Here is a 20,788-nt window from a genome sequence, read left to right on the forward strand (position 1 = left end):
TGCTGGTGACCGCGGAGATGCCGGACGAACTGGCCGAGGCGCTGGTCCGCTCGATGTTCGACGCCCAGGCTGCGCTGGCCGAGGCGGCCCGGGCCGCGGTCACCATCGACCCGCGCTCGGCGATCGGCCCAGCCGCAGCGGGCCGCCGTCGGCGGGCGGGCGCTGGGCACCGGCCGTGCAGCGCGAACCCGACCCCACCCGGCGCGCGCACGCCCGCGCCGAGGCACTGCTGGAGCGCCACGGCGTGCTCACCCGCGGTGCGCTGGGCACCGAGCGGGTCAGCGGCGGGTTCGCCGCCGTCTACCGCGTGCTGCGCGCCATGGAGGATTCCGGCCGCGCCCGTCGCGGCTACGTGGTCGAGGGCCTGGGCGCGGCGCAGTTCGCCGTCCCCGGCGCGATCGACCGGCTGCGCGCCATGTCCCGGCCCGACGGCACCCCCATCGGGCCGGCCGCGGCCGACGGCCCCGGACCGGCGGGTCGGTCGTCCCCGGGCGGCGCGGGAGCCGCGGAGGACCGGCTCAGCAGCCTGGTGCTGGCCGCGGCCGATCCCGCCCAGCCCTACGGGGCCGCGCTGTCCTGGCCGGACACGGTCGGCGAGACCAAGCACCGCCCCGGACGCAAGGCGGGCGCGCTGGTCGTGCTGGTCGAGGGCGCTCCGGTGCTCTACGTCGAGCGCGGCGGCCGTTCGCTGCTGTCGTTCACCGCCGACCGCACCGAGCTGGCCGCGGCGGCCCACGCGCTGGCCGGGGCGGTGCACGAGGGGTGGTTGGGTTCGCTGGCCGTGGAGCGCACCGACGGCGTCGGCTCGCTCGGCGGCGAGCTCGCCGAAGTGCTCACCGCGGCCGGTTTCCGGGTCACCCCGAAGGGGCTGCGCCTGCGCGCCTGAGCACCCGGTCGCCGCCCGACGCGTGACGATCAGCGACCGTCCGGCGGGACGGCCCACGGCCGTGAGGCACACTTCCGTGGTCCGCCCGGGGGGACGGACCTGCAGACGTGGGGGTGGGGATGAACGGCAGCGGGCCGGGCGGCGGCGACCTGTCCGACGAGGAGCGCAGGCGCCGGCAGCGCGAACGGCAGGAGCGCCGCCGCCGGCGGCGCGAGGACCGCGAGGGACCCGACGCGATCGACTACGTCGAGATGGCCGGCGACCTGGGCGACGTGCCGAGCCTGGGGCGCGGCGGCTCGGGCGGGCGCGCCGACGGCGGGTCCGGTGGGGCCGGCGGGTCCGGCGGGTCCGGCGGGTCGGGACCCGGCGGCTCGGGGTTCGGTGGTTCGGGCGGCTCCGGCGGCTCGGGCGGCTCGGGCGGCGGCTCCGGTGGCGGCAACGTCTCCGGCGGTGGCGGTGGCGGTGGCGGTGGCGGTGGCGGCAACGTCTCCGGCGGCGGCGGTGGCGGTGGTGGCGGCAACGTCTCCGGCGGCGGCGGTGGCGGTGGTGGCGGCAACGTCTCCGGCGGCGGCGGCGGCGGTGGCGGTGGCGGTGGCGGTGGCGGTGGCGGTCGTTGCGACTGCGACGGCCCCTGCGACTGCAACCTGCTGCTGCGCCTGTCGACGCTGCTGGCCGTGGCCGCGGCCCTCGTCCCCGCCCGTCGGGGTCGCGGGTCGGTGCTGCGCCTGCTCGCCTTCTACCGGCGCCGGCTCACCCGCTTCACGCCGGCGTGCCCGTCGACACCGAGCTGCAGCGCCTACGCCGTCGAGGCCGTCGAGGCCCTCGGCGCGCGCCGGGGCCTGGCCGCGGCCGCACGGCGGGTCCGCGACTGCGGCCGCGGATGAGGGGCGCGCCGCGGCTCAGCCGCCGTCGAACAGCGGCCGGTCGTAGCGGTCGGCGAACACGACGCGCTCGACCGGCCCGCGCCGCAGCGTCGTCGGGAAGGGCCGCTCGGGGTAGCCGACGGCGATGTGCCCGGCGGTGATGATGCCCTCCGGGATGCCCAGCAGCTCGCGCACCCGCGGCTCCTCCCGGCACAGCAGGGTGGTGAACGCGGTGCCGACACCCTGCTCGCGCAGGGCGAGGCAGAGGTTCTGCACGGTGGGGTAGATCGACCCGCCACCGACCACCGAGAGGCGACCGAGCTCGACGTCGGTCGGGTAGAGCGCGGCCAGCTCGGCGCAGACCACGATGATCGCCGGCACCTCGGCGAGGTGCGCGACGAAGTGGTCGGCGTCGATCGCGGCCCTGGTGGGCGGGCGGTCGCGGCGCGCGGAGCCCCGGCCCGGGTAGGCCTCCCACAGCGGGGCGTAGAGGTCGGCCAGCGCCTGCTTGAGCACCGGGTCGCGGACGACGACCCAGCGCAGCGGCTGGCGGTTGCCGCCCTGCGGCCCGAACCGCGCCACCTCGAAGGCCCGGTGCAGCACGTCGTCGGGCACGGGGTCCGGGCGGAAGCGCCGGCAGGTGCCGGTGGTCCGCATGGCCTCGGTCAGCTCCACGGTCGCGCTCCCCCGGTCCGGTCGATCACGGCCCGACCCTCCAGCCACCGGCTGACCGCGTCAAGCGGGAGCGCCCGGTCACGGCTCGGTCCAGGCCGCCCGCCAGGTCTGCGGGCCGAGCCGGCCGGAGGGGTTGATGCCGTACCGGCGCTGGATGTCCAGCACGGCGGCGCGCGTGCGCTCCCGGTAGCAGCCCGTGCCGGTGAGGGGGTAGCCGCGTTCCCCCATCCGCAGCTGCCAGACCCGCAGCGCGGGGTCGCAGTCGCCGAACGCGAACACGACGCCCGGCCACCGCGGCACGCCGTGGCTCGGCGGGTGCACGTCCCGGACCTCACGCGGCGCGTCGGGGGCCATGTACCGCGCCTCGGCGCGCGTGGGCACCCGCTTGCTGCGCGCGTCGGCGTCGGGCACGAGGTGGCGCATCCGGGCGCACTCCCACGGCTGCCAGCCGCGCATCCGGTAGAGGTACAGCGCCCGGTAGTCCTGCTCGGCCGGGCTCGCGTCGGAGGGCAGCCCGGTGCCGCCGACGCTCTTCCAGGTGGGGATGTCGAACTGGTAGGCGCCGTAGTGGCCGTGGGTCGCGACGACGTCGTAGCGCCCGCTCGACTCGCAGGCGCGCAGGGTCGCCCAGTCGTCGGCCGAGGGGTCGGCCCCCGCACTGGACGGGCCCACCGCGGGCAGCCCGAAGACCGTCGCCAGCACCACGGCCGCGCCGCCCGCCACCCCGCGCCACCCGATTCCCATGACGTTCCGCCGTCCTCTCCGAGACACCGCACCGAGACACCGCACCGAGACACCGCACCGAGACACAGATCCGCAGCAGCAGCGGCGGCGACGACCGGTCCGGGCCGGGGATGCACCCCGGGCCCGGGCCGGCGGGCGCCTCAGCGCCAGGGGCAGGGCCGGGCGGCCGCGGTCCGCCCGACCCCGGTCCGCAGGGTGGACGGGGCACCGCCACCGGTCGCGGCGCGCCACCACCTCGGTGCCGCACGTCCGGGCACCGGGACGCGGTCGGCTCCGGTCGCCCGGCACGGCGCCGGTGGCACCGCCCGCGGGCTCATCCGCCGAACCCGCTTCCGATCAGGTACGCCACCAGCAGCGTCCGGAACTCGCTCACCAGCTGGTCGAGCCGGGCCCGGATCCGGGCGAGGGCCTCGTCGCCCGTGACGGGGGCCGGCGGCGCCGCCGCGGGCGGGTCGATCGGCACGACGGGGGTCGCCACGCCGGTCGGTACCGGGACCGTGGTGGTCGGGGCCGGCGACGTGGTCGGCACCACCGGTGCCACCGTCGGCTCCGGCGTCGGCAGAGGCGTCGGCTCCGGCGTCGGCACGGGTGTCGGCGCAGGTGTCGCCTCGGGTGCCGGCGCAGGCGTCGGCTCGGGGGTTGGCTCCGGTGTCGGCGCAGGGGTCGGCGCAGGGGTCGGCTCGGGCGTCGGCACAGGCGTCGGCACAGGCGTCGGCACAGGCGTCGGCAGAGGTGTCGGCTCGGGCGTCGGCACAGGGAGCGTCGTCGGCACCGGCAGGTCCGTCGGGACAGGCGGCGTCGTCGGCGCGGCCGGGACCGTTGTCGGGACCGGGACCGTGGTGGTCGGGGCGGGCGCGGTCGTCGGCGCGGGAACCGTGGTCGGCGCGGGGGTCGGCGTCGGGGTGGGCGCCGGCGGGGACGCGGCGGTCAGCGGGTACTGCCGCACCCAGTCGACCATCATCTCCGACATGTCCGGGGCCCCCGGGTCGGGGAACCAGTCCAGCTGGATGCACAGGTGCATCGGTCCCGGCGGCAGGGTCTTCTTGTCCTCGGAGCGGAACCACTCCTCGCCGTCGAGGTAGGCGGCGATGTACTCGGGCGTCCACTCGACCGCCCAGTTGTGCCATTGCGTCGCGTCGACGTCGACGCTCCCGCTGACCTGCGAGTTGTCCTTGCCGTAGTGCAGGAACATCTCGGCGCCGTCGCGGTCGCCGTCCATGATCTCCATGAAGTCGACCTCGCCGCCGACCGGCCAGTTCTCCTCGTCCGGCCAGAGCAGCAGCAGGGCGTGGTACTGGTCGTCACCGACCGGCACGCGGACCCGGCCCTCCCAGCGGCCGTACTTCTGGCCGGGGTTCCAGGCCATGCCGGCGGTGGTGCCGTCCGGGTCACCGGTGATCGTCATGATGCCGTCGTCGACGTCCACGGCCGACGGGCTGCGCCGGCCGTTGCCGACGTGGCCCGGGCTGTCGTAGACGTCCCAGCCGGGGCCGAGTTCGGTGTCGAAGTCGTCGACGCGGTTGGGCTCGCCCCACCCGAGCAGGTGCGCCGCGCTGGTCTCGAAGCCCGGCGGCCGGCCCTCCGCCCCCGGGGCGTCAGGCGCGTCCGGCTCGGGCTCCGCGGGCTCCTCGGCGGCCGGTTCCTCCTCGGCGGCCGGTTCCGGCTCGTCGACGGGGTCCGGCTCCGCGGTGGGCGTCGGGCGGACGACGTCGGGCCGGTCGGGCTGCCGTCCGTCGTCGGGTTCGGTCATCGGGGTGGCCGGGCGGGCCGCAGCGCCCGGGCTCGCAGCCTCGGCGGCCGCCGTCATCGTTCCGGCCGTGAGCATCGCCACGACCACCGCGCCGACCGTCATCCCTCGTCGCACTGGACACCTCCACACCCCGGGTCCGCTCGATCAGTGGCGGTGAAGGTATGGGCCGGATTTCCGTTTCGGGCGGTCGGCAATGCGTTCGGGTGAAGTCGCGGCCCGGCCGTTCCGGGCCGGTCACGCATCCGCACTCCGGTGGGCCGGAGGGCCCTCCACCCGACCCGGTCGGTGCCCGACGGACAGACCCCGCCGCACGGTCGGCTGCGCTGCGTGAACCGAATGACAGCGCTGTAAGCCTCGCCCCGGGGGCGGCGATTCGTGGACCGATGCGGAGTGGCGTCGCATCGACCCCACCCGTCACACCCGTCCCAGGTGTCACGTAGGGTGTTCGCACGGTCACGTCAAGCCCGGCGGTCGTCGGCGCTCGCCGCCGGGGGCGTCCCGGCCCCGCGGCGCCGGTTCCGGCGCGGTGCCCGTCCCGGAGGCGGAATCCCTGGTCAGCGGGCCGCGCCGGGCTCGGACCGGAAGCCGGCATGCCGCCGAACGGGTGCATCGGGTCGGAAAGACCCGGAAGCGGTATTCCGGTGGCGCGCCCGGCCGGATTGGTCCACGGTGACCCCGTGCTCCCCGTTCCCCCGGACGACCGGCCCGCGCTGCGGCCGTGGTTCGACCCGGAGCGGCCGGGACCGCTGGTGTTCGAGCAGGTGCTGCGCAGCGGCGTCGGGAACTGCTGGGTCGACCGCCTCCACGAGCCCCGTGTCGTCATGGCCGCGGCGGGCGGTGGCAACTACGCCCTGCGCGGCGATCCCGACGCCGTCGCACCCGACGAGCTGGCCGGCATCGAGGGCATGGTGGACGCCGCCCCGCAGTGGCTGCCCGCCCTCCGCCGGTCGGCACCGCAGACCCTGGTCTGGGACCGCGTCATCGCCACGCTGCCCGCCACGGCCGCGATGCCGCCGCCGCACCCGGCCGTGCGCCGGCTCACCCCGGCCGATGCCGCCCTGCTGTCGGCCCTGCCCGCCGACATCGCCTGGGTCCACGAGACCTGGGGCGGCGTCGACGAGGTGCTCGCCGCGGGCGTCGCGCACGGCGCCCTCGTCGACGGCGCCATCGTGTCGGTCGCGCTGCCGTTCTACCTCGGCCGCGCCCACGAGGACCTCGGCGTGGTCACCGCCGCCGAGCACCGCAGGCGGGGGCTCTCGGCGGCCTGCGCCGCCGCCGTCGTGGCCGACGTCCGGGCCCGCGGCAACGTGCCCACCTGGACGACCTCCCCGGACAACGCGGGCAGCCTCGCGGTGGCCCGGCGGCTGGGCTTCGTCCACCATGACGACGACGTGCTCTACGCGGTGCGCATCCCGATCCCCGGGTGAGCGCTACCGGCCGTCGGGCACGAGCAGCCCCCGCTGGTAGCCCACCGCCACCGCGGACGCCCGGTCGCGCACCCCCAGCTTGGCGTAGATGTGCAGCAGGTGCGTCTTGACCGTGGCCTCGCTGATGAACAGCTTCTGCGCGGTCTCCCGGTTGGTCGAGCCGGCCGCGACGAGCGCCAGCACCTCCAGCTCGCGCGCGCTGAGCACCTCCGGCTCCGGGCCCCTGACCTGTCCCATGAGCCGGCCGGCGACCGCGGGCGAGAGCACCGCCTCGCCGCGGTGCGCGGCCCGCACGGCGCGCAGCAGCTCGGCGCGCGGGGTGTCCTTGAGCAGGTAGCCGGTGGCCCCCGCCTCGATGGCGGGCAGCACGTCGCGGTCGGTGTCGAAGGTGGTGAGCACCAGCACCCGCACCGACGGGGCGGTGCGGCGCAGCTCCTTGATGGCCTCGACGCCGCCCATCCGCGGCATCCGCAGGTCCATCAGCACCACGTCGACCCCGCCGTCGGCCGCGTCGGCGACCCGGGCCAGCGCCTCCGCGCCGTCCCCGGCCTCGCCGACCACCTGCATGTCGGGCTCGCCGTCGATGACCCCGCGCAGCCCGTCGCGCACGACCGGGTGGTCGTCCACGATGAGCACCTTGACCGTCACGACCGAACCTCCGCCGGGATCGCCGGCACGCTCGCGGACAGGGCGGTGCCCTCCCCCGGCGCGCTCTCCACCGTCAGGGTGCCGGACACGCGCCGCACCCTGGTCTCCATCGCGGCCAGCCCGAACCCGGAGTCGGCGGTGGCGACCACCCCGTCCCGGACGAAGCCGCGGCCGTCGTCGCGAACGTCGAGCACGACGACGTCGTCCATGTAGGACAGGGTCAGCCCGACGCGCTCGGCGTCGGCGTGCTTGCCCACGTTGACCAGCGCCTCCTGGGCCACCCGGAACAGGGCCACCTCGATCTCGGGCAGCAGCGGCACCGGGACGCCCGTGGTGTCCAGGACGAGCGCGACGTCCGCGGTCTCGGCCCACCGCTTGGCCATCTCGGCGATCGCGTCGGGCAGCTGGGCCCGGTCGAGCTGGCCGGGGGTGAGCGCCTCCACCGAGCGCCGGGCCTCGCGCAGGCTCTCCCGGGCCAACCCCATCGCCGTGTCGACGTGCCGGCGGCGCAGGGTCGGGTCGTCCTCGGCCGAGCCGGCCGCCTCCAGCTGGGTGATCACCCCGGCCAGGCCCTGGGCGATGGTGTCGTGGATCTCGCGGGCCAGCCGGGCCCGCTCGTCGAGCACCCCGGCCTCGCGGGCGCTGGCCAGCAACCGGACCTGCAGGGCGGCGTTCTCGGCCAGGGTCTCCGACAGCTGCCGGTTGGCCTCGTTGAGCTCCTCGATCGCGTTGCGGTGGCGCTGGGTCTGCGCCGCGCCGAACTCGGAGAAGTACATGAACATCCCGGCGACCACGGCGTTGAGCAGCGACAGCACGAGCCAGCCGGAGGCCAACCCGAGCGTCAGGGTGGCCGGCGGCGGGCTGCCGATCTGCCCGTAGGCGGCCAGCGAGGCGGTGCAGGTCAGCCCGACCCAGCGGCCCCGGCCGCGCAGGTAGGCGAACGAGTGCACGTAGCCGGCGAAGGACTGGAAGCCGAAGAAGCCCGACTGCAGGACCAGCGCGCCCATGAAGCCCAGCAGCCCGACGACGTAGACCACGCCCCAGCGCGGCTCCTCGGCCGGGGCCGGGCGGCGGGTGACGAAGCAGTAGGTCCACACCGCGCTGGCCAGCGACGTCCCGATGACGCCTGCCAGGTAGGCCGGGTTGGACTCGTACAGGAACGGGGTGAGGACGACGCCGATGGCCAGCCCCAGGTAGCCGACGTAGCGGTTGAGCAGCGTGTCGATCCGCACCTGGCGGGCGTCGAGCTCGGTGCCGCGGACGTGCCCGGTCCGCGGCGGGGCCGCCGCGCACGCCGCGGACAGCGGGCGGTCCGCGTCGGCGCCGGGGGTCACTCCCACCGGAACAACCTAGCGGCCAGCGCGGAGGCGGCCACGGTCGTCACGGCCATGACCACCAGCACCAGCGGGTCGGCCCCGGCGCCCACCCAGCTGTCCTTGATCGCCGCCACCCCCGGCGGGACGAAGGCACCGATCCGCACGATCGCCTCGGGCAGCAGGAAGTTGGGCAGGTAGGTGCCGGCGAAGAACAGCGTGAGCATGAACGCCAGCGCTCCGATGCCGCCGGCGGTGCGGGCCCGCGGGGCGACCGCGGCGATCAGCAGCCCGAGCGCGAACACCGCGGAGGTGCCCAGCAGCACCGCCAGCCCGAAGTCCAGCGGGTGCCGCGGGGCGGGCACGCCGAACCCCACCACCGCCACCAGCACGAGCAGCGCGACCGCCAGCAGCGTCGTCACCAGGTTCACCAGCAGCTGCACGACGAGCACCGCCAGGGGGCTGACCGGGGTCGCGGAGTAGCGGCGCAGCACCCCCCGCTCCCGGTAGGTGGCCAGCGCGGTCGGCAGCGTCTGCAGGCCGAGCTGCACGATGCTGATGACCAGCAGCGACGGCGCGAAGTAGGCCACGAACGTCATCCCGATCTCCGGGAAGGGCTCCCGCAGGGCCGGGACTGCCCCCAGGCCGGCCAGGATGAGCGTCGGGAGCAGCACGGCGACCACCACGGTCACCGGGTCGCGCAGGAACAGCCGGGTCTCGGCCTTGGACAGGGCGGACAGCGTCGACATGGTGGGTGTCCTCACTCGCCGGAGGGGCGACCGGTCAGGGCGACGAACGCGTCGTCGAGGGTGGGCTGGTCCAGGCGCAGGTCGACGGCCATCACGCGGTGGTCGGCGAGCGCGGAGGTGACGGCCTGCAGCAGGTCGCCGCGGCCGGTCACCTCGACGGTCGGGCCCTTGCGCCGCACGTCGCGCACTTCGGGCAGGTCGGTGAGCAGGGTGTCGGCGAACTCGGCCGAGGGCCGGAAGCGCAGCCGCTGGCCGTCGGGCAGGCTCGCGACCAGTCCGGTCGGGGTGTCGATGGCGACCACGCGCCCGGTGTCGATCAGCGCGATCCGGTCGCAGAGCCGCTCGGCCTCCTCCATGAAGTGGGTGACCAGCACGACGGTCACCCCGGAGTCGCGGATCTGCTCGATGGCCGCCCAGGTGTCGCGGCGGGCCTGCGGGTCGAGGCCGGTGGTGAGCTCGTCGAGGATCGCCACGCGGGGGTTGCCGACCAGGGCGAGCACGATCGACAGCCGCTGCTTCTGGCCGCCGGAGAGCTTGCTGAACGCCGCGCGGCGCTTCGCGCCGAGCCCCCAGCGCTCGATCAGCTCGTCGGGGTCGGCCGGGTCCGGGTAGAACGAGGCGAACAGCTCCACCGCCTCCTGCACGCGCATCCGGTCGGGCAGCTCGCTGGCCTGCAGCTGGATGCCGACGGCGCGGCGCAGCGCAGCGCGGTCGCGCACCGGGTCCAGCCCCAGCACCGAGATCGAGCCGCCGTCGCCCGCCCGCAACCCGCCGATGCACTCGACGGTGGTGGTCTTGCCGGCGCCGTTGCGCCCGCAGACCCCGAAGATCTCCCCCTCCTCCACGGAGAACGAGACGTCCTGCACCGCGACGTGGTCGCGGTAGCGCTTGTGGAGGCTGTCCACCTCGATGACCGGCATGGCTCAAGACTCGTCGTCGGGCCGCCGGAGTGGATCAACCTTCGAGCGGTGGATGGGGCCGGTCGCGGTGGACGGCCGATCCACCGATCGGTGGAGGCCGATCGGCGCTACCGTCGGTCCGTGCCCGAGGGAGACACCGTGTACCTGGCCGGCAAGCGGCTGCGCGCCGCGCTGGCCGGGCGCACGCTGGTGCGCGGGGAGCTGCGCCACCCCCGGCTGGTGCAGCACGACCTGGCCGGGCGCACCGTGCTGGACGTCGTGTCGGTGGGCAAGCACCTGCTGACCCGCTTCGACGACGGCCGCACCCTGCACACCCACTTCCGGATGGACGGCTCCTGGCACCTCTACCGGCCCGGCGTGTCCTGGCAGCGCCCTGCGCACGAGGCCAGGGCGGTGCTGGAGACCGCTGAGCGGGTGGCGGTGGGGTTCGCGCTGCACGACATGGAACTGGTGCCCACCGCCCAGGAGGACCGGCTGGTCGGCCACCTGGGCCCCGACCTGCTCGACCCCACCTGGTCGGCCGAGCACGCCGCCGAGGCGCTGCGCCGGTTCACCGCCCGCGGCGACTCCGAGCTCGGCCTGGTGCTGCTGGAGCAGCGGGTGATGGCCGGCGTGGGCAACCTCTACAAGACCGAGGTGTGCTTCCTGCTCGGGCTCTCGCCCTGGACGCTCACCCGCGACGTGCCCGACCCGGCCGGGGCGATCGCGCTGTCGCGCGAACTGCTGCTGCGCAACGCCGACCGCCCCGACCAGTCGACCACCGGGGAGCTGGGCCGCGGGCGCACGCACTGGGTGTACGAGCGCTACGGGCAGCGCTGCCGGCGCTGCGGCACCCGCATCCGCACGGCGGAGCAGGGCGACGGCCTCTACGCGCGGATCGCCTACTGGTGCCCGCGCTGCCAGCCCGGACCCGCACCCGCCCCCGCACGCACGACGGCGCCGGCCCTCCGGGGTGCGGAGGGCCGGCGCCGGGGTCGGATCTAGCCGATCAGGCCGTGCCGGGCTGCTGCTGCTTGTTCAGCTGCGGCGCCGGCGCCGGCTGGGTGGCCTGCTCGCCCGCGTTGATCTGCGGGGCCACCGGACCGCCGTGCAGCGACGCGCGGATCTGCTCCAGGCGGCTGGCGCCGGCCATGTCGACCGAGGCCTGCTGGACCTCCAGCATCCGGCCCTGCACCGAGTTCTGCGCGAGCTCGGCGGACCCGATCGCGTTGGCGTAGCGACGCTCGATCTTGTCGCGCACCTCCTCCAGGGAGGGGGTGTTGCCGGGCGCGGTGAGCTCGGTCATCTGCCGCAGCGAGGCGGCGGCCTGCTCCTGCATCTTGGCCTGCTCGAGCTGGCTGAGCAGCTTCGTCCGCTCGGCGATCTTCTGCTGCAGCATCATCGAGTTGCGCTCGACGGCCTGCTTGGCCTGCCCCGCGGCCTGGATCGACTGGTCGTGCAGGGTCTTGAGGTCCTCGACCGACTGCTCGGCGGTCACCAGCTGGGACGCGAAGGCCTGCGCCGACTGCTCGTACTGCTGGGCCTTCACCTCGTCGCCGGAAGCGCGGGCCTGGTCGGACATGACCAGCGCCTGGCGGGCCGAGGCCTGCAGCTTCTCGATCTCGCCGAGCTGCCGGTTGAGCTTCATCTCCAGCTGGCGCTGGTTGCCGATCACCGCCGCTGCCTGCTGCGAGAGCGCCTGGTGCTGGCGCTGCGCCTCTTCGATGGCCTGCTGGATCTGCACCTTGGGGTCCGCGTACTCGTCGACCTTCGACGAGAACAGCGCCATCAGGTACTTCCAGGCCTTCGTGAAACCGTTGGCCATCTGCTCCGCCTACCTCCGAGTGCGACACAAGTATCGCGCCAGTGATCCGTCGAGGGACCGACGGCGCGTTCCCCCACCTGCAGCGCCGTCCGACCCGGATGCCGGTGCGCTGCCCCCATCGTGGCACCGGAGCCGCCCGGCTTCCACCGATGCCCGACGATATCGGGGATCATCCCGATCTCGCCGTCGGGGGAACCCGGAACTCGGGATACCGCCCGCCCTACCGCCGAACGGGTTACCGCGGCCGGCACGCCGACGGGCGGACCGCCGTCGGAGGGCGGCCCGCCGTGGGCGCGGGCAGTGCTGGATGTGCTGGATGTGCTGGTGGTGGGGCGCTCAGGCCGCCGCGCGGACGGTGCCCACGCGGTCGGGCTGGGCGGACGCCGGCGCGACCGGGGCGACCGGGGCCAGCGGGGCGCCCGCGTGCAGCGGGCCGGTGCGGAGGTCGTCGGCGCCGGCCAGGCGCAGATCCATGTGGCGCAGCCCGACCAGGCGCTGCGGGCGCGCCGCGGCCGCGTCGGCCGCCGCGGCGGCGTCGAGGGTCTCGGCCGCGTCGGAGAGCAGCTCGGACAGGGCGACGTCGAGCGCCTCGCAGATCGCGGCAAGCAGCTCGCTGGAGGGCTCCTTGCGCCCCCGCTCCACCTCGGACAGGTACCCCAGGCTCACGCGCGCCCGCCGGGACACGTCGCGCAGCGTCCGCCGCCGCGCGGTCCGCATGCGCCGCAGGCTGCCGCCGATCGCCTCCCGCATCAGCACCGCCATGCGACCCTCCTCGTGGACGTCCTCCGGTCGCTGCCGACCGTGAGATCACCGTACCGACATCCGCGCCCGAGCGGCGGCGGCAGCGCCGGGCGGGCGCGTACGCCCACGGCGAACACGCGCCGCGCAATTCGACCGCCGTCGCCGCCGGCGCCTGGCAGCCTGGGCCGGTGGACCGCCCCCTGGAACCCGACGACGCGCAGTGGCGAGCGATGGCCGGGCAGGTCGTCGACTACCTGAGCGGCGTCCTCGCCGCGCTGCCCGACGCGCCGCTGGCCGACCTCTCCTACCCGCACGACGTGCTCGCCGACCCCGACCTGCGCCGCCCGCCGCCCGAGCACGGGCGCCCGCTGGCCGAGCTGCTCGCCGTCGTCGACCGGGCCGCCCGCCCCGGGCTGAACCCGTCCAGCCCGGGCTACTTCGCGTTCATCCCGGGCAGCGGGTTGGTGAGCGCGGGGCTGGCCGACCTCGTCGCCGACGTGCTCAACCGCTACACCGGCATGGCCGCGCCGGCCCCCGGCCTGGTGGCGCTCGAGGCCGACGTCCTGCGCTGGCTGGCCGACGGGCTCGGCCTGCCGGCGACCGCGGGCGGCCTGCTGACCTCGGGCGGCTCGATCGCGACGCTCTCGGCGCTGATCACCGCCCGGCACGACCGGCTCGGCGAGGACTTCCTGTCCGGCACGCTCTACGCCACCGACCAGGTGCACCACGCGGTGGTCAAGGCCGCCCGGCTGGCCGGCTTCCCGACCGGCGCGGTGCGGATCGTGCCCACCGCAGGCGGCCTGCACGACGGCGGCCTGCACATGGACGTCGGAGCGCTCGCCGCGGCCGTCGCCGCCGACCGCGCCGCGGGGCGCACGCCGTTCTGCGTGGTCGGGAGCGCGGGCACGACCAACACCGGCACCGTCGACCCGCTGCCCGCCATCGCCGACCTCTGCGCGCGCGAGGGCCTGTGGTTCCACGTCGACGGCGCCTACGGCGGCGCGTTCGCGCTGACCGAGCGCGGGAGCGCGCGGCTGCGCGGCATCGAGCGGGCCGACTCGGTCGTCCTGGACCCGCACAAGGGCCTGTTCCTGCCCTTCGGCACCGGCGCCCTGCTGGTCCGCGACGTCGGCGCGCTCCGCGCCGCGCATTCCGGCGACGACGAAGCCGGCTACCTGCACGACCTCGACGAGCTGGAGCTGCCCGACTTCGCCGCGCTTGGCCCCGAGCTCACCCGCGACACCCGCGGGCTGCGCCTGTGGCTGCCGCTGCACCTGCACGGCGTCGCGGCGTTCCGCGACGCGCTCGACGAGAAGCTCGACCTCGCGGCGGCGGCCTACGCGTCGCTGCGCGACGTCGACGGGCTGACCCTGCTCGCCCCGCCGGAGCTGTCCACCATCGCGTTCCGCTGCTCCGGCCCCGGCACGCCCGAGGAGCTCGACGCGCGCACGGCCGAGTTGCTGCGCCGGGTCGACGCCGAGGGCCGGGTGTTCCTGGCCAGCACCCGGGTGCGCGGGCGCCGGCTGGGCCGGCTGTGCGTGCTGAACCACCGCACCGACCGGGCCCGGCTCGACGAGGCGGTGTCCGCGCTGCGCCGCCACGCCCGCGACCTCGCCGGGCCGTAGCGCACGCCGGCGGCTGCCGGCCGCGTCGACTATCCGGGATCGCGCACGGTGGCGCCGGCCGTCGAGCGCAGCCGCATCGCGCGCAGCACGTAGTCGATCCCGGTGACGATGGTGAGCGCCAGCGCCACCGCCATGATCACCCAGCGCAGCGCGTCGGCCGGGCCGGCGATGGCGGGCAGCGCCTCCAGCGGCAGCACGAACAGCCCGATCGCCACCGTCTGCACCAGCGTCTTTGCCTTGCCGCCGCGGCTGGCCGGGATGATGCCGTGGCGCAGCACGAAGAACCGCAGCAGCGTGATGCCGATCTCCCGGCCCATGATCACCACGGTGACCCACCACGCCAGCTGCCCCAGCAGGGACAGCCCGATGAGCGCCGAGCCGATCAGCGCCTTGTCCGCGATCGGGTCGGCGATGGTGCCGAACGCGGTGACCAGGCCCCGGCGGCGGGCCAGCTCGCCGTCGAACCGGTCGGTGACCGCGGCCAGCGCGAACACCGCGAACGCGCCGAGGCGCCAGCCGTCGTCCGTGCCGTCGCCGTGCATCAGCAGCACCAGGAACACCGGCACCAGCAGCAGGCGCAGCCCGGTGAGCACGTTGGCGATGTTGAGCAGCGGCGGCGGTCCGGCCGGCGGGGTGGTCATCGGGTGCTCATGAGCTGCTCGTCCTCCGCGGGGTCATCCGGCGCTGCCGACGGCCGCCGGCTTCAGCCCGGAGCGCTCGATCAGCTCGCGCGGCGAGACGATCAGGTCGGCGCCCTCGGTGCCGACGACGACGGCCCGCACCATGTCGCCGACCTGCAGGCCGGCGCCGCGCTCGAGCACGCACTCGCCGTCGACCTCGGGGGCCTGGTGCGCGGCCCGGCCGGTGCACTCCATGTCCTCGTCCTCGGCCGCCTCGATCAGCACCTCGACCTCGGTGCCCACGCGGTCCTCGGCGCGCTGGGCCATCAGCTCGTCGGCCAGCGACACGATCCGCGACACCCGCTCGGCCACGACCTCGGGGGGCAGCTTGCCGTCGTAGCCGGCGGCCTCGGTGCCGTCCTCGTCGGAGTAGCCGAACACGCCGACCGCATCGAGCCGGGCGCCGGTCAGGAACGCCTCGAGCTCGGCGATGTCGTCCTCGGTCTCGCCGGGGAAGCCGACGATGAAGTTGCTGCGGATGCCGGCCTCCGGCGCCAGCGCGCGGATGCGCTCGCACAGGTCGAGGAAGTCGGTGCGGGAGCCGAAGCGCCGCATCCGGCGCAGCACCGGGGCGCTGGCGTGCTGGAAGGACAGGTCGAAGTACGGCGCGACGCCCGGCGTGGTGGCGATGGTGCGCAGCAGGTCGGGGCGCATCTCGGCGGGCTGCAGGTAGCTGACCCGGATGCGGTCGATGCCGGGCACGTTCGCCATCCGCGGCAGCAGCCGGGCCAGTGCGCCCTGCCCGCCGGGCAGGTCCTTGCCGTAGGACGTGGAGTTCTCGCTGACCAGCACCAGCTCACGCACGCCCTGCATGCCCAGCCAGGCCGCCTCGGCCACCACGTCGTCCTGCGGGCGGGAGACGAACGAGCCGCGGAACGACGGGATGGCGCAGAAGGCGCAGCGGCGGTCGCAGCCCGAGGCCAGCTTCAGCGAGGCGACCGGGCCGTCGGAGAGCCGGGTGCGGGTGAGGTCGGGGACCCAGGCGTGGCCCGGCACCGCCACGTCGCCCGCGGCGGCGGGGCGGTCGACCGGGCTGATCGGCAGCAGGGTGCGCCGGTCGACCGGGACGTGCGAGACCGGGGCGTGCCCGCCCAGCACGTCGCCGAGGCGCTCGGCCAGCTCCGGGTAGTGGTCGAAGCCGAGCACCGCGTCGGCCTCGGGCAGGCTCTCGGCCAGCTCGGCGCCGTAGCGCTCGGCCAGGCAGCCGACCGCCACCACCTTGCCGCCGCTCTGCTTCACCACGTCGGAGGCGGCCAGCAGGGTGTCGATCGAGTCCTTCTTCGCCTGCTCGATGAAGCCGCAGGTGTTGACGACGATGACGTCGGGGGCGGGACCGTCGCCCGCCGGGCCGCCGTCGGCGTCCACCAGCTCCCACCCGCTGCCCGCCAGCCGACCGGCCAGCTCCTCGGAGTCGACCTCGTTGCGGGCGCAACCGAGGGTGAGCAGGGCGGCACGGCGCGGTGGTGCGGGGGCGTCACTGGGGTCGGGCACGGGCACCAGGGTATCCGCCGCGCTGTGATCTACTGCCCGGCGTGGCAACGGTGGCCGTGCGGCGGGCCAGGACCGCCGACGTCAGAACGATCAAGGACCTGGTCGACGGGTACGCCGGACGGGTGCTGCTGGCCAAGGAGATCATCACCCTCTACGAGGCCGTCCCCGAGTTCCTGGTGGCCGAGCTGGACGGCCAGGTCGTCGGCTGCGGGGCGCTGCACGTGCTCTGGGAGGACCTCGGCGAGATCCGCACGGTGGCCGTGCACCCGCGCGCGGTGGGGCGCGGAGTGGGCCACGCGCTGGTCTCCGCGCTCATCGACGGCGCCCGCGAGCTGGGCCTGCGCCGGCTGTTCGTGCTGACCTTCGAGAAGCAGTTCTTCTCCCGCCACGGCTTCGCCGAGATCGACGGCACCCCGGTCGCCCCGGACGTGTTCGCCGCGATGCTGCGCTCCTACGACGCCGGCGTCGCCGAGTTCCTCGACCTGGCCCACGTGAAGCCGAACACCCTGGGCAACGTGCGGATGCTGCTGAACCTGGACGCCCCGGCACCGCAGAGCTGACCGGCGGGCGTCGGGGTCCGGGCCTACCCTGGTCGGGTGTCCGCGCCGACCGTCGAGCCGCAGCTGCGCGCCCGCCCGCCCGCGGCCGCGCTGCGCCCCTACGTCAGCACCTACGTCGGCTACCGCACGGCGCCGGGGCCGCGGGGGGTGCACCAGGGCGTCGCGTCCGGGCACCTGACGTTCATCCTGTGCCTGGACGGCGCCGTCGAGGTGCTGGCCAACGCCGATCGCCGCCGCCCGCCCGGCACCTTCGCCGCCTTCGTCGCCGGCCTGCACGACGGCCCGGCCGAGATCGCCGTCGGCGAGCCGCAGACGGGCCTGCAGCTGCAGCTCACCTGGCGCGGCGCGCGGGCCCTGCTCGGCCTGCCGGCGGCCGAGCTGGCCGGCGACACGGTCGACCTCGCCGCCGTGCTGGGCCGCCGCGTCGGGCCGCTGCTCGACCGGCTCGCCGATCGCCCCGACTGGTCCAGCCGGTTCGACCTGCTCGACGCCGCGCTCACCCGCCTCGCCGCCGACGGTCCGGGCGAGCGCGGCATCCGCCCCGAGGTCGGCTACGCCTGGGACCGGCTCGCCGAGACCGGCGGCCGGCTGCGCATCGACGGGCTGGCCCGGGAGGTCGGCTGGAGCCGGCGGCACCTGGCCGAGCTGTTCCGCACCGAGACCGGCATCGGCCCGAAGACCGCGAGCCGCCTGATCCGCTTCGAGCGCGCGCTGGACCGGCTGCGCTCCCCCGCCCGGCCGTCGCTGGCCGCGGTGGCCGCCGACACCGGCTACGTCGACCAGGCCCACCTCTCCCGCGACTTCCGCGACCTCGCCGGCACCACCGCCACCGCCTGGCTCGCCGAGCGCGACCTGCGCTGACGGGCCGTCCCGCAGACCCAGCGGTGCCCTCGCAGCCCGCCGGCGGGCTGCGAGCACCCAGCCAGGGCTGCGACACCCACCCGGCGCTGCGAGGACCTACGGCTCGTCGGCACCGTCCGCATCGGGCTCGCCGCCACCGCCGCGCATCATCCAGATGACGCCGTCGAGCTCGTCGGGCTTGATCAGCACCTCGCGCGCCTTCGACCCCTCCGACGGCCCCACCACCCCGCGGGTCTCCAGCAGGTCCATCAACCGCCCCGCCTTGGCGAAACCCACCCGCAGCTTGCGCTGCAACATCGACGTCGACCCGAACTGCGAGGTCACGATCAACTCCGTGGCCTGCACCAGCAGCTCCAGGTCGTCCCCGATCTCCGGGTCGACCTCCTTCGCCTCGCCGGCCTTCTGCGCCGTCACACCCTCGGTGTAGGTCGGCTCGGCCTGGTCCTTGGTGAACGCCACCACCGACGAGATCTCGTCATCCCCGACGTAGGCGCCCTGCATCCGAACCGGCTTGCCCGCACCCATCGGCAGGTACAGCCCGTCGCCCATCCCGATCAACTTCTCCGCGCCCGGCTGATCCAGGATGACCCGCGAATCCGTCAGGCTGGAGGTGGCGAACGCCAACCGCGACGGCACGTTCGTCTTGATCAGACCCGTCACCACGTCCACCGACGGCCGCTGCGTGGCCAGCACCAGGTGGATACCCGCCGCGCGCGCCTTCTGCGTGATCCGCACCACCGCGTCCTCCACGTCGCGCGGCGCGGTCATCATCAGATCGGCCAACTCGTCGACGATGCACAGGATGTAGGGGTACGGGCGGTACACCCGCTCGCTGCCCAGCGGCGCGCTGATCTCCCCCGAGACCACCTTGCGGTTGAAGTCGTCGACGTGGCGGACCTTGTTGACCTGCATGTCCTGGTAGCGCTGCTCCATCTCCTCGACCAGCCAGGCCAGCGCCGACGCCGCCTTCTTGGGCTGGGTGATGATGGGCGTGATCAGGTGCGGGATGCCCTCGTACGGCGTCAGCTCGACCATCTTCGGGTCGATCAGGATCATCCGGACCTCGTCCGGGGTGGCCCGCGACAACAGCGACACCAGCATCGAGTTGACGAAACTCGACTTACCCGAACCGGTCGACCCCGCGACCAGCAGGTGCGGCATCTTGGCCAGGTTCGCGCACAGGAAATGCCCCTCGATGTCCTTGCCCAGCCCGATCACCAGCGGATGCTGCTCGGCCCGCGCGGTGGAACTGCGCAGCACATCACCCAGGCGCACCATCTCCCGGTCGGTGTTGGGCACCTCGATGCCCACCGCCGACTTGCCCGGGATCGGGGCCAGGATCCGCACGTTGTCGGTGGCCACCGCGTAGGAGATGTTCTTGGTCAGCGCGGTGATCTTCTCGACCTTCACCGCCGGACCCAGCTCGATCTCGTAGCGGGTCACGGTCGGGCCCCGGGTGAAGCCGGTGACCTGCGCGTCGATCGAGAACTGGTCGAGCACCCCGGTGATCGACTCGATCATGGCGTCGTTGGCCCGGCTGCGGGTCTTGGGCACCGGGCCGGTGGGCAGGATGTCGCTGGGCGGCAGCTGGTAGGGCGGCTCGCCCTCGCGGCTCTGCACGGTCAGCCGCAGCTGCTCGCCCACCGCGCCCTCGGGCTCCGGCTCGGCCGGCGGGGTGGCCGGGACGGCGGCGGGCGGGGTGCGGCGGGTCTTCGGCGGTGCCGGGGGCGGGAGCGCGGCGGGCGGCTCGATGGCCGTCGGCGTGGCCGCGGCATCCAGAGCGGTGTCGTCGGCGCCCACGACGTCGGCGGCCCGGGTGGCCTGCCGGCGCCGCGACGGGCGGCGCAGCGGGGCGGCCGTCTCCGCCTCGGAGACCTCGTCGTTCTCCGGGCCGGCGACCGGCTCCCAGCCGGCCGCCGCCGCGTCCTCGTCCAGGCCCCGGCCCATCAGCCGGCCCAGCTTGGCGGGCACGGCCCGCACCGGAGTGCCGGTCAGCACCAGCAGCGCGTAGCACGACAGCAGCACCAGCACCGGCACGGCCACCCACGCGGTGAGCCCGGTGGCCAGTGGCGTGGCGGCCAGGTAGCCGATCGCGCCGCCGCCCTCGTTCCAGCGCACGGGCTCCGAGGGGCTGCCCGAGCCCAGGTGCACCAGCCCGAGCACACCCAGGGCCAGCAGCGGCGTCCCGACCGCCACCCGTGGGCGCGTCTGCGGGCTCGGCTCGGTGGCCATCAGCACGATCCCGGCGCCGAGCAGCAGCACCGGCAGCACGACGGCGCCGTTGCCGATGACGTAGCTGATCGCCGTGGACAGCCACTGCCCGACCGGCCCGCCCGCGCCCCACCAGATGCCGGCCGCGCTGACCACCGCCAGCACCATCAGCACGACGCCCACGCCGTCGCGGCGGTGGGCGGGATCGAGCTCGCGGGTGCGCCCGGCCGCCTTGCCCACCTTGCGGCCCATCCGGGCGATGCCCCGCCCGACGCCGTCGATGGCGCGGTCGAGCAGGTCGGGGCCGCGCTTGGGCGGCGGCTTCCGGGCCGCGGGGCGGCGCGTCGAGCCCGTCGTCCGGCGCGCGGGGCTGCGCGGGCTCGCCGCCTTGGACCCGGACGCGCCGCTCGAACGGGGGACACCGCTCTTCCCGGTGCCGCTCCGGCCGGTGGTCGCGCGTCCTGCCATCCCGTCACGGTATCGGCAACCCGTGATCGACTCCGGCTGCGACGCACGGAGCGGCCCGACCGGCCGCTCCGGCCCGTGACCCGTCCGTGAGGCAGGTCACCCTATTTCCGCGTCCGGTCGGTCCTCAGGAACACAGGGGCGCGGACGACCCGCGCTCCGGCACCCGACCGGAGGAACCGACCACCATGGGAAGGCCAGCGCCCGCGCGACGGACCCCGGCGGTGCCGCCGTGGACCTGACGCTGCTGGCCGTGGCCGCCGTGGTGGCCGCCGCACTGACCTGGTGGTTCATGAACCCGCCCCGCCGCGGTACCCCGACCGAGCAGCGCTCCACCGGTTCGGCCACCGCCGAGCCCACCCCGCCCGGCCGCCG

Annotated in this window: 19 protein-coding genes; 7 read left to right on the top strand and 12 right to left on the bottom strand. The window is 75.3% G+C overall.

Annotation, left to right across the window (positions count from 1 at the left end):
• Both KIK08_RS26785 and yidD read left to right on the top strand, forming a co-directional pair.
• Positions 1-886 (top strand): Lhr family helicase (locus tag KIK08_RS26785; RefSeq protein ID WP_434056941.1); only part of this gene is annotated, 886 nt, incomplete at its 5' end.
• A 107-nt stretch (positions 887-993) separates the two neighbouring features.
• Positions 994-1,770, top strand: a complete 777-nt coding sequence (gene yidD / locus KIK08_RS26790; RefSeq protein WP_214406032.1) for a membrane protein insertion efficiency factor YidD — start codon at positions 994-996, stop codon at positions 1,768-1,770.
• A gap of 15 nt (positions 1,771-1,785) precedes the next feature.
• On the opposite strand, the gene KIK08_RS26795 is transcribed toward yidD, so the two are convergent.
• The 3 genes from KIK08_RS26795 to KIK08_RS26805 form a co-directional block, all read right to left on the bottom strand.
• A complete protein-coding gene (locus tag KIK08_RS26795; RefSeq protein ID WP_214406033.1) occupies positions 1,786-2,424 on the bottom strand; it encodes a nitroreductase family protein in 639 nt (212 codons plus the stop codon).
• A 78-nt stretch (positions 2,425-2,502) separates the two neighbouring features.
• Positions 2,503-3,168, bottom strand: coding sequence for a transglycosylase family protein (locus tag KIK08_RS26800; protein WP_214406034.1), 666 nt, complete (start codon positions 3,166-3,168; stop codon positions 2,503-2,505).
• A 313-nt stretch (positions 3,169-3,481) separates the two neighbouring features.
• Complete coding sequence (locus tag KIK08_RS26805; RefSeq protein ID WP_214406035.1) at positions 3,482-5,020, bottom strand: glycoside hydrolase family 16 protein; 1,539 nt, start codon at positions 5,018-5,020, stop codon at positions 3,482-3,484.
• Between the two features lie 575 nt (positions 5,021-5,595).
• Here KIK08_RS26805 and KIK08_RS26810 point away from each other — a divergent pair.
• Positions 5,596-6,345: a GNAT family N-acetyltransferase gene (locus KIK08_RS26810; protein ID WP_214406036.1), complete on the top strand. Its 750-nt coding sequence runs from the start codon at positions 5,596-5,598 to the stop codon at positions 6,343-6,345.
• A 3-nt stretch (positions 6,346-6,348) separates the two neighbouring features.
• Here KIK08_RS26810 and KIK08_RS26815 read toward each other — a convergent pair whose 3' ends face one another.
• From KIK08_RS26815 to KIK08_RS26830, 4 genes are read right to left on the bottom strand one after another with little or no spacing between them, the layout of a single operon-like run.
• Positions 6,349-6,993: a response regulator gene (locus KIK08_RS26815; protein WP_214406037.1), complete on the bottom strand. Its 645-nt coding sequence runs from the start codon at positions 6,991-6,993 to the stop codon at positions 6,349-6,351.
• Positions 6,990-8,333, bottom strand: a complete 1,344-nt coding sequence (locus tag KIK08_RS26820) for a sensor histidine kinase (protein ID WP_308257918.1) — start codon at positions 8,331-8,333, stop codon at positions 6,990-6,992. Before KIK08_RS26820 ends, KIK08_RS26815 begins: the two co-directional genes overlap by 4 nt.
• Positions 8,324-9,055, bottom strand: a complete 732-nt coding sequence (locus KIK08_RS26825; protein WP_214406038.1) for an ABC transporter permease — start codon at positions 9,053-9,055, stop codon at positions 8,324-8,326. The genes KIK08_RS26820 and KIK08_RS26825 overlap by 10 nt, the downstream gene beginning before the upstream one ends.
• An 11-nt stretch (positions 9,056-9,066) precedes the next feature.
• A complete protein-coding gene (locus tag KIK08_RS26830; RefSeq protein WP_214406039.1) occupies positions 9,067-9,975 on the bottom strand; it encodes an ABC transporter ATP-binding protein in 909 nt (302 codons plus the stop codon).
• Positions 9,976-10,095: 120 nt separating this feature from the next.
• Between KIK08_RS26830 and KIK08_RS26835 the strand changes: the two genes are divergently transcribed.
• Complete coding sequence (locus KIK08_RS26835) at positions 10,096-10,959, top strand: DNA-formamidopyrimidine glycosylase family protein (protein ID WP_214406040.1); 864 nt, start codon at positions 10,096-10,098, stop codon at positions 10,957-10,959.
• Between the two features lie 4 nt (positions 10,960-10,963).
• On the opposite strand, the gene KIK08_RS26840 is transcribed toward KIK08_RS26835, so the two are convergent.
• Positions 10,964-11,779 (bottom strand): PspA/IM30 family protein, encoded by an 816-nt coding sequence (locus KIK08_RS26840; RefSeq protein ID WP_214406041.1) that lies wholly within the window; start codon positions 11,777-11,779, stop codon positions 10,964-10,966.
• A gap of 336 nt (positions 11,780-12,115) precedes the next feature.
• On the bottom strand, positions 12,116-12,541 hold the full coding sequence (locus KIK08_RS26845; RefSeq protein WP_214406042.1) for a helix-turn-helix domain-containing protein: 426 nt from the start codon (positions 12,539-12,541) through the stop codon (positions 12,116-12,118).
• A 167-nt stretch (positions 12,542-12,708) separates the two neighbouring features.
• Between KIK08_RS26845 and KIK08_RS26850 the strand changes: the two genes are divergently transcribed.
• The gene (locus KIK08_RS26850; RefSeq protein WP_308257919.1) at positions 12,709-14,145 is read left to right on the top strand and encodes a pyridoxal phosphate-dependent decarboxylase family protein; all 1,437 of its coding nucleotides are present in this window, start codon (positions 12,709-12,711) and stop codon (positions 14,143-14,145) included.
• A gap of 29 nt (positions 14,146-14,174) precedes the next feature.
• Here KIK08_RS26850 and pgsA read toward each other — a convergent pair whose 3' ends face one another.
• Together pgsA and rimO are read right to left on the bottom strand one after the other, a co-directional pair.
• Entirely contained in the window at positions 14,175-14,786 is a 612-nt protein-coding gene (gene pgsA, locus KIK08_RS26855) for a CDP-diacylglycerol--glycerol-3-phosphate 3-phosphatidyltransferase (protein ID WP_214406043.1), read from the bottom strand.
• A 33-nt stretch (positions 14,787-14,819) separates the two neighbouring features.
• Positions 14,820-16,316, bottom strand: a complete 1,497-nt coding sequence (gene rimO, locus KIK08_RS26860; protein WP_214406044.1) for a 30S ribosomal protein S12 methylthiotransferase RimO — start codon at positions 16,314-16,316, stop codon at positions 14,820-14,822.
• A 41-nt stretch (positions 16,317-16,357) separates the two neighbouring features.
• Between rimO and KIK08_RS26865 the strand changes: the two genes are divergently transcribed.
• Together KIK08_RS26865 and KIK08_RS26870 are read left to right on the top strand one after the other, a co-directional pair.
• Positions 16,358-16,876, top strand: a complete 519-nt coding sequence (locus KIK08_RS26865; RefSeq protein ID WP_214406045.1) for an amino-acid N-acetyltransferase — start codon at positions 16,358-16,360, stop codon at positions 16,874-16,876.
• Positions 16,877-16,912: 36 nt separating this feature from the next.
• Complete coding sequence (locus tag KIK08_RS26870) at positions 16,913-17,737, top strand: helix-turn-helix domain-containing protein (protein ID WP_214406046.1); 825 nt, start codon at positions 16,913-16,915, stop codon at positions 17,735-17,737.
• A gap of 96 nt (positions 17,738-17,833) precedes the next feature.
• Here the strand turns inward: KIK08_RS26870 and KIK08_RS26875 are convergent, their stop codons facing one another.
• Positions 17,834-20,416: a DNA translocase FtsK gene (locus tag KIK08_RS26875; protein WP_214406047.1), complete on the bottom strand. Its 2,583-nt coding sequence runs from the start codon at positions 20,414-20,416 to the stop codon at positions 17,834-17,836.
• Positions 20,417-20,788 lie beyond the last annotated feature (372 nt).

This window comes from Pseudonocardia lacus (assembly GCF_018531445.1).
GTDB lineage: Bacteria > Actinomycetota > Actinomycetes > Mycobacteriales > Pseudonocardiaceae > Pseudonocardia > Pseudonocardia lacus.

What these genes read in the sequence shown, in the direction of transcription:
- KIK08_RS26805 (WP_214406035.1), bottom strand. Translation starts at nt 5,020, where the DNA reads ATGACGGTCGGCGCGGTGGTCGTGGCGATGCTCACGGCCGGAACGATG.
- KIK08_RS26845 (WP_214406042.1), bottom strand. Translation starts at nt 12,541, where the DNA reads ATGGCGGTGCTGATGCGGGAGGCGATCGGCGGCAGCCTGCGGCGCATG.
- KIK08_RS26825 (WP_214406038.1), bottom strand. Translation starts at nt 9,055, where the DNA reads ATGTCGACGCTGTCCGCCCTGTCCAAGGCCGAGACCCGGCTGTTCCTG.
- KIK08_RS26830 (WP_214406039.1), bottom strand. Translation starts at nt 9,975, where the DNA reads ATGCCGGTCATCGAGGTGGACAGCCTCCACAAGCGCTACCGCGACCAC.
- pgsA (WP_214406043.1), bottom strand. Translation starts at nt 14,786, where the DNA reads ATGACCACCCCGCCGGCCGGACCGCCGCCGCTGCTCAACATCGCCAAC.
- KIK08_RS26840 (WP_214406041.1), bottom strand. Translation starts at nt 11,779, where the DNA reads ATGGCCAACGGTTTCACGAAGGCCTGGAAGTACCTGATGGCGCTGTTC.
- KIK08_RS26800 (WP_214406034.1), bottom strand. Translation starts at nt 3,168, where the DNA reads ATGGGAATCGGGTGGCGCGGGGTGGCGGGCGGCGCGGCCGTGGTGCTG.
- KIK08_RS26875 (WP_214406047.1), bottom strand. Translation starts at nt 20,416, where the DNA reads ATGGCAGGACGCGCGACCACCGGCCGGAGCGGCACCGGGAAGAGCGGT.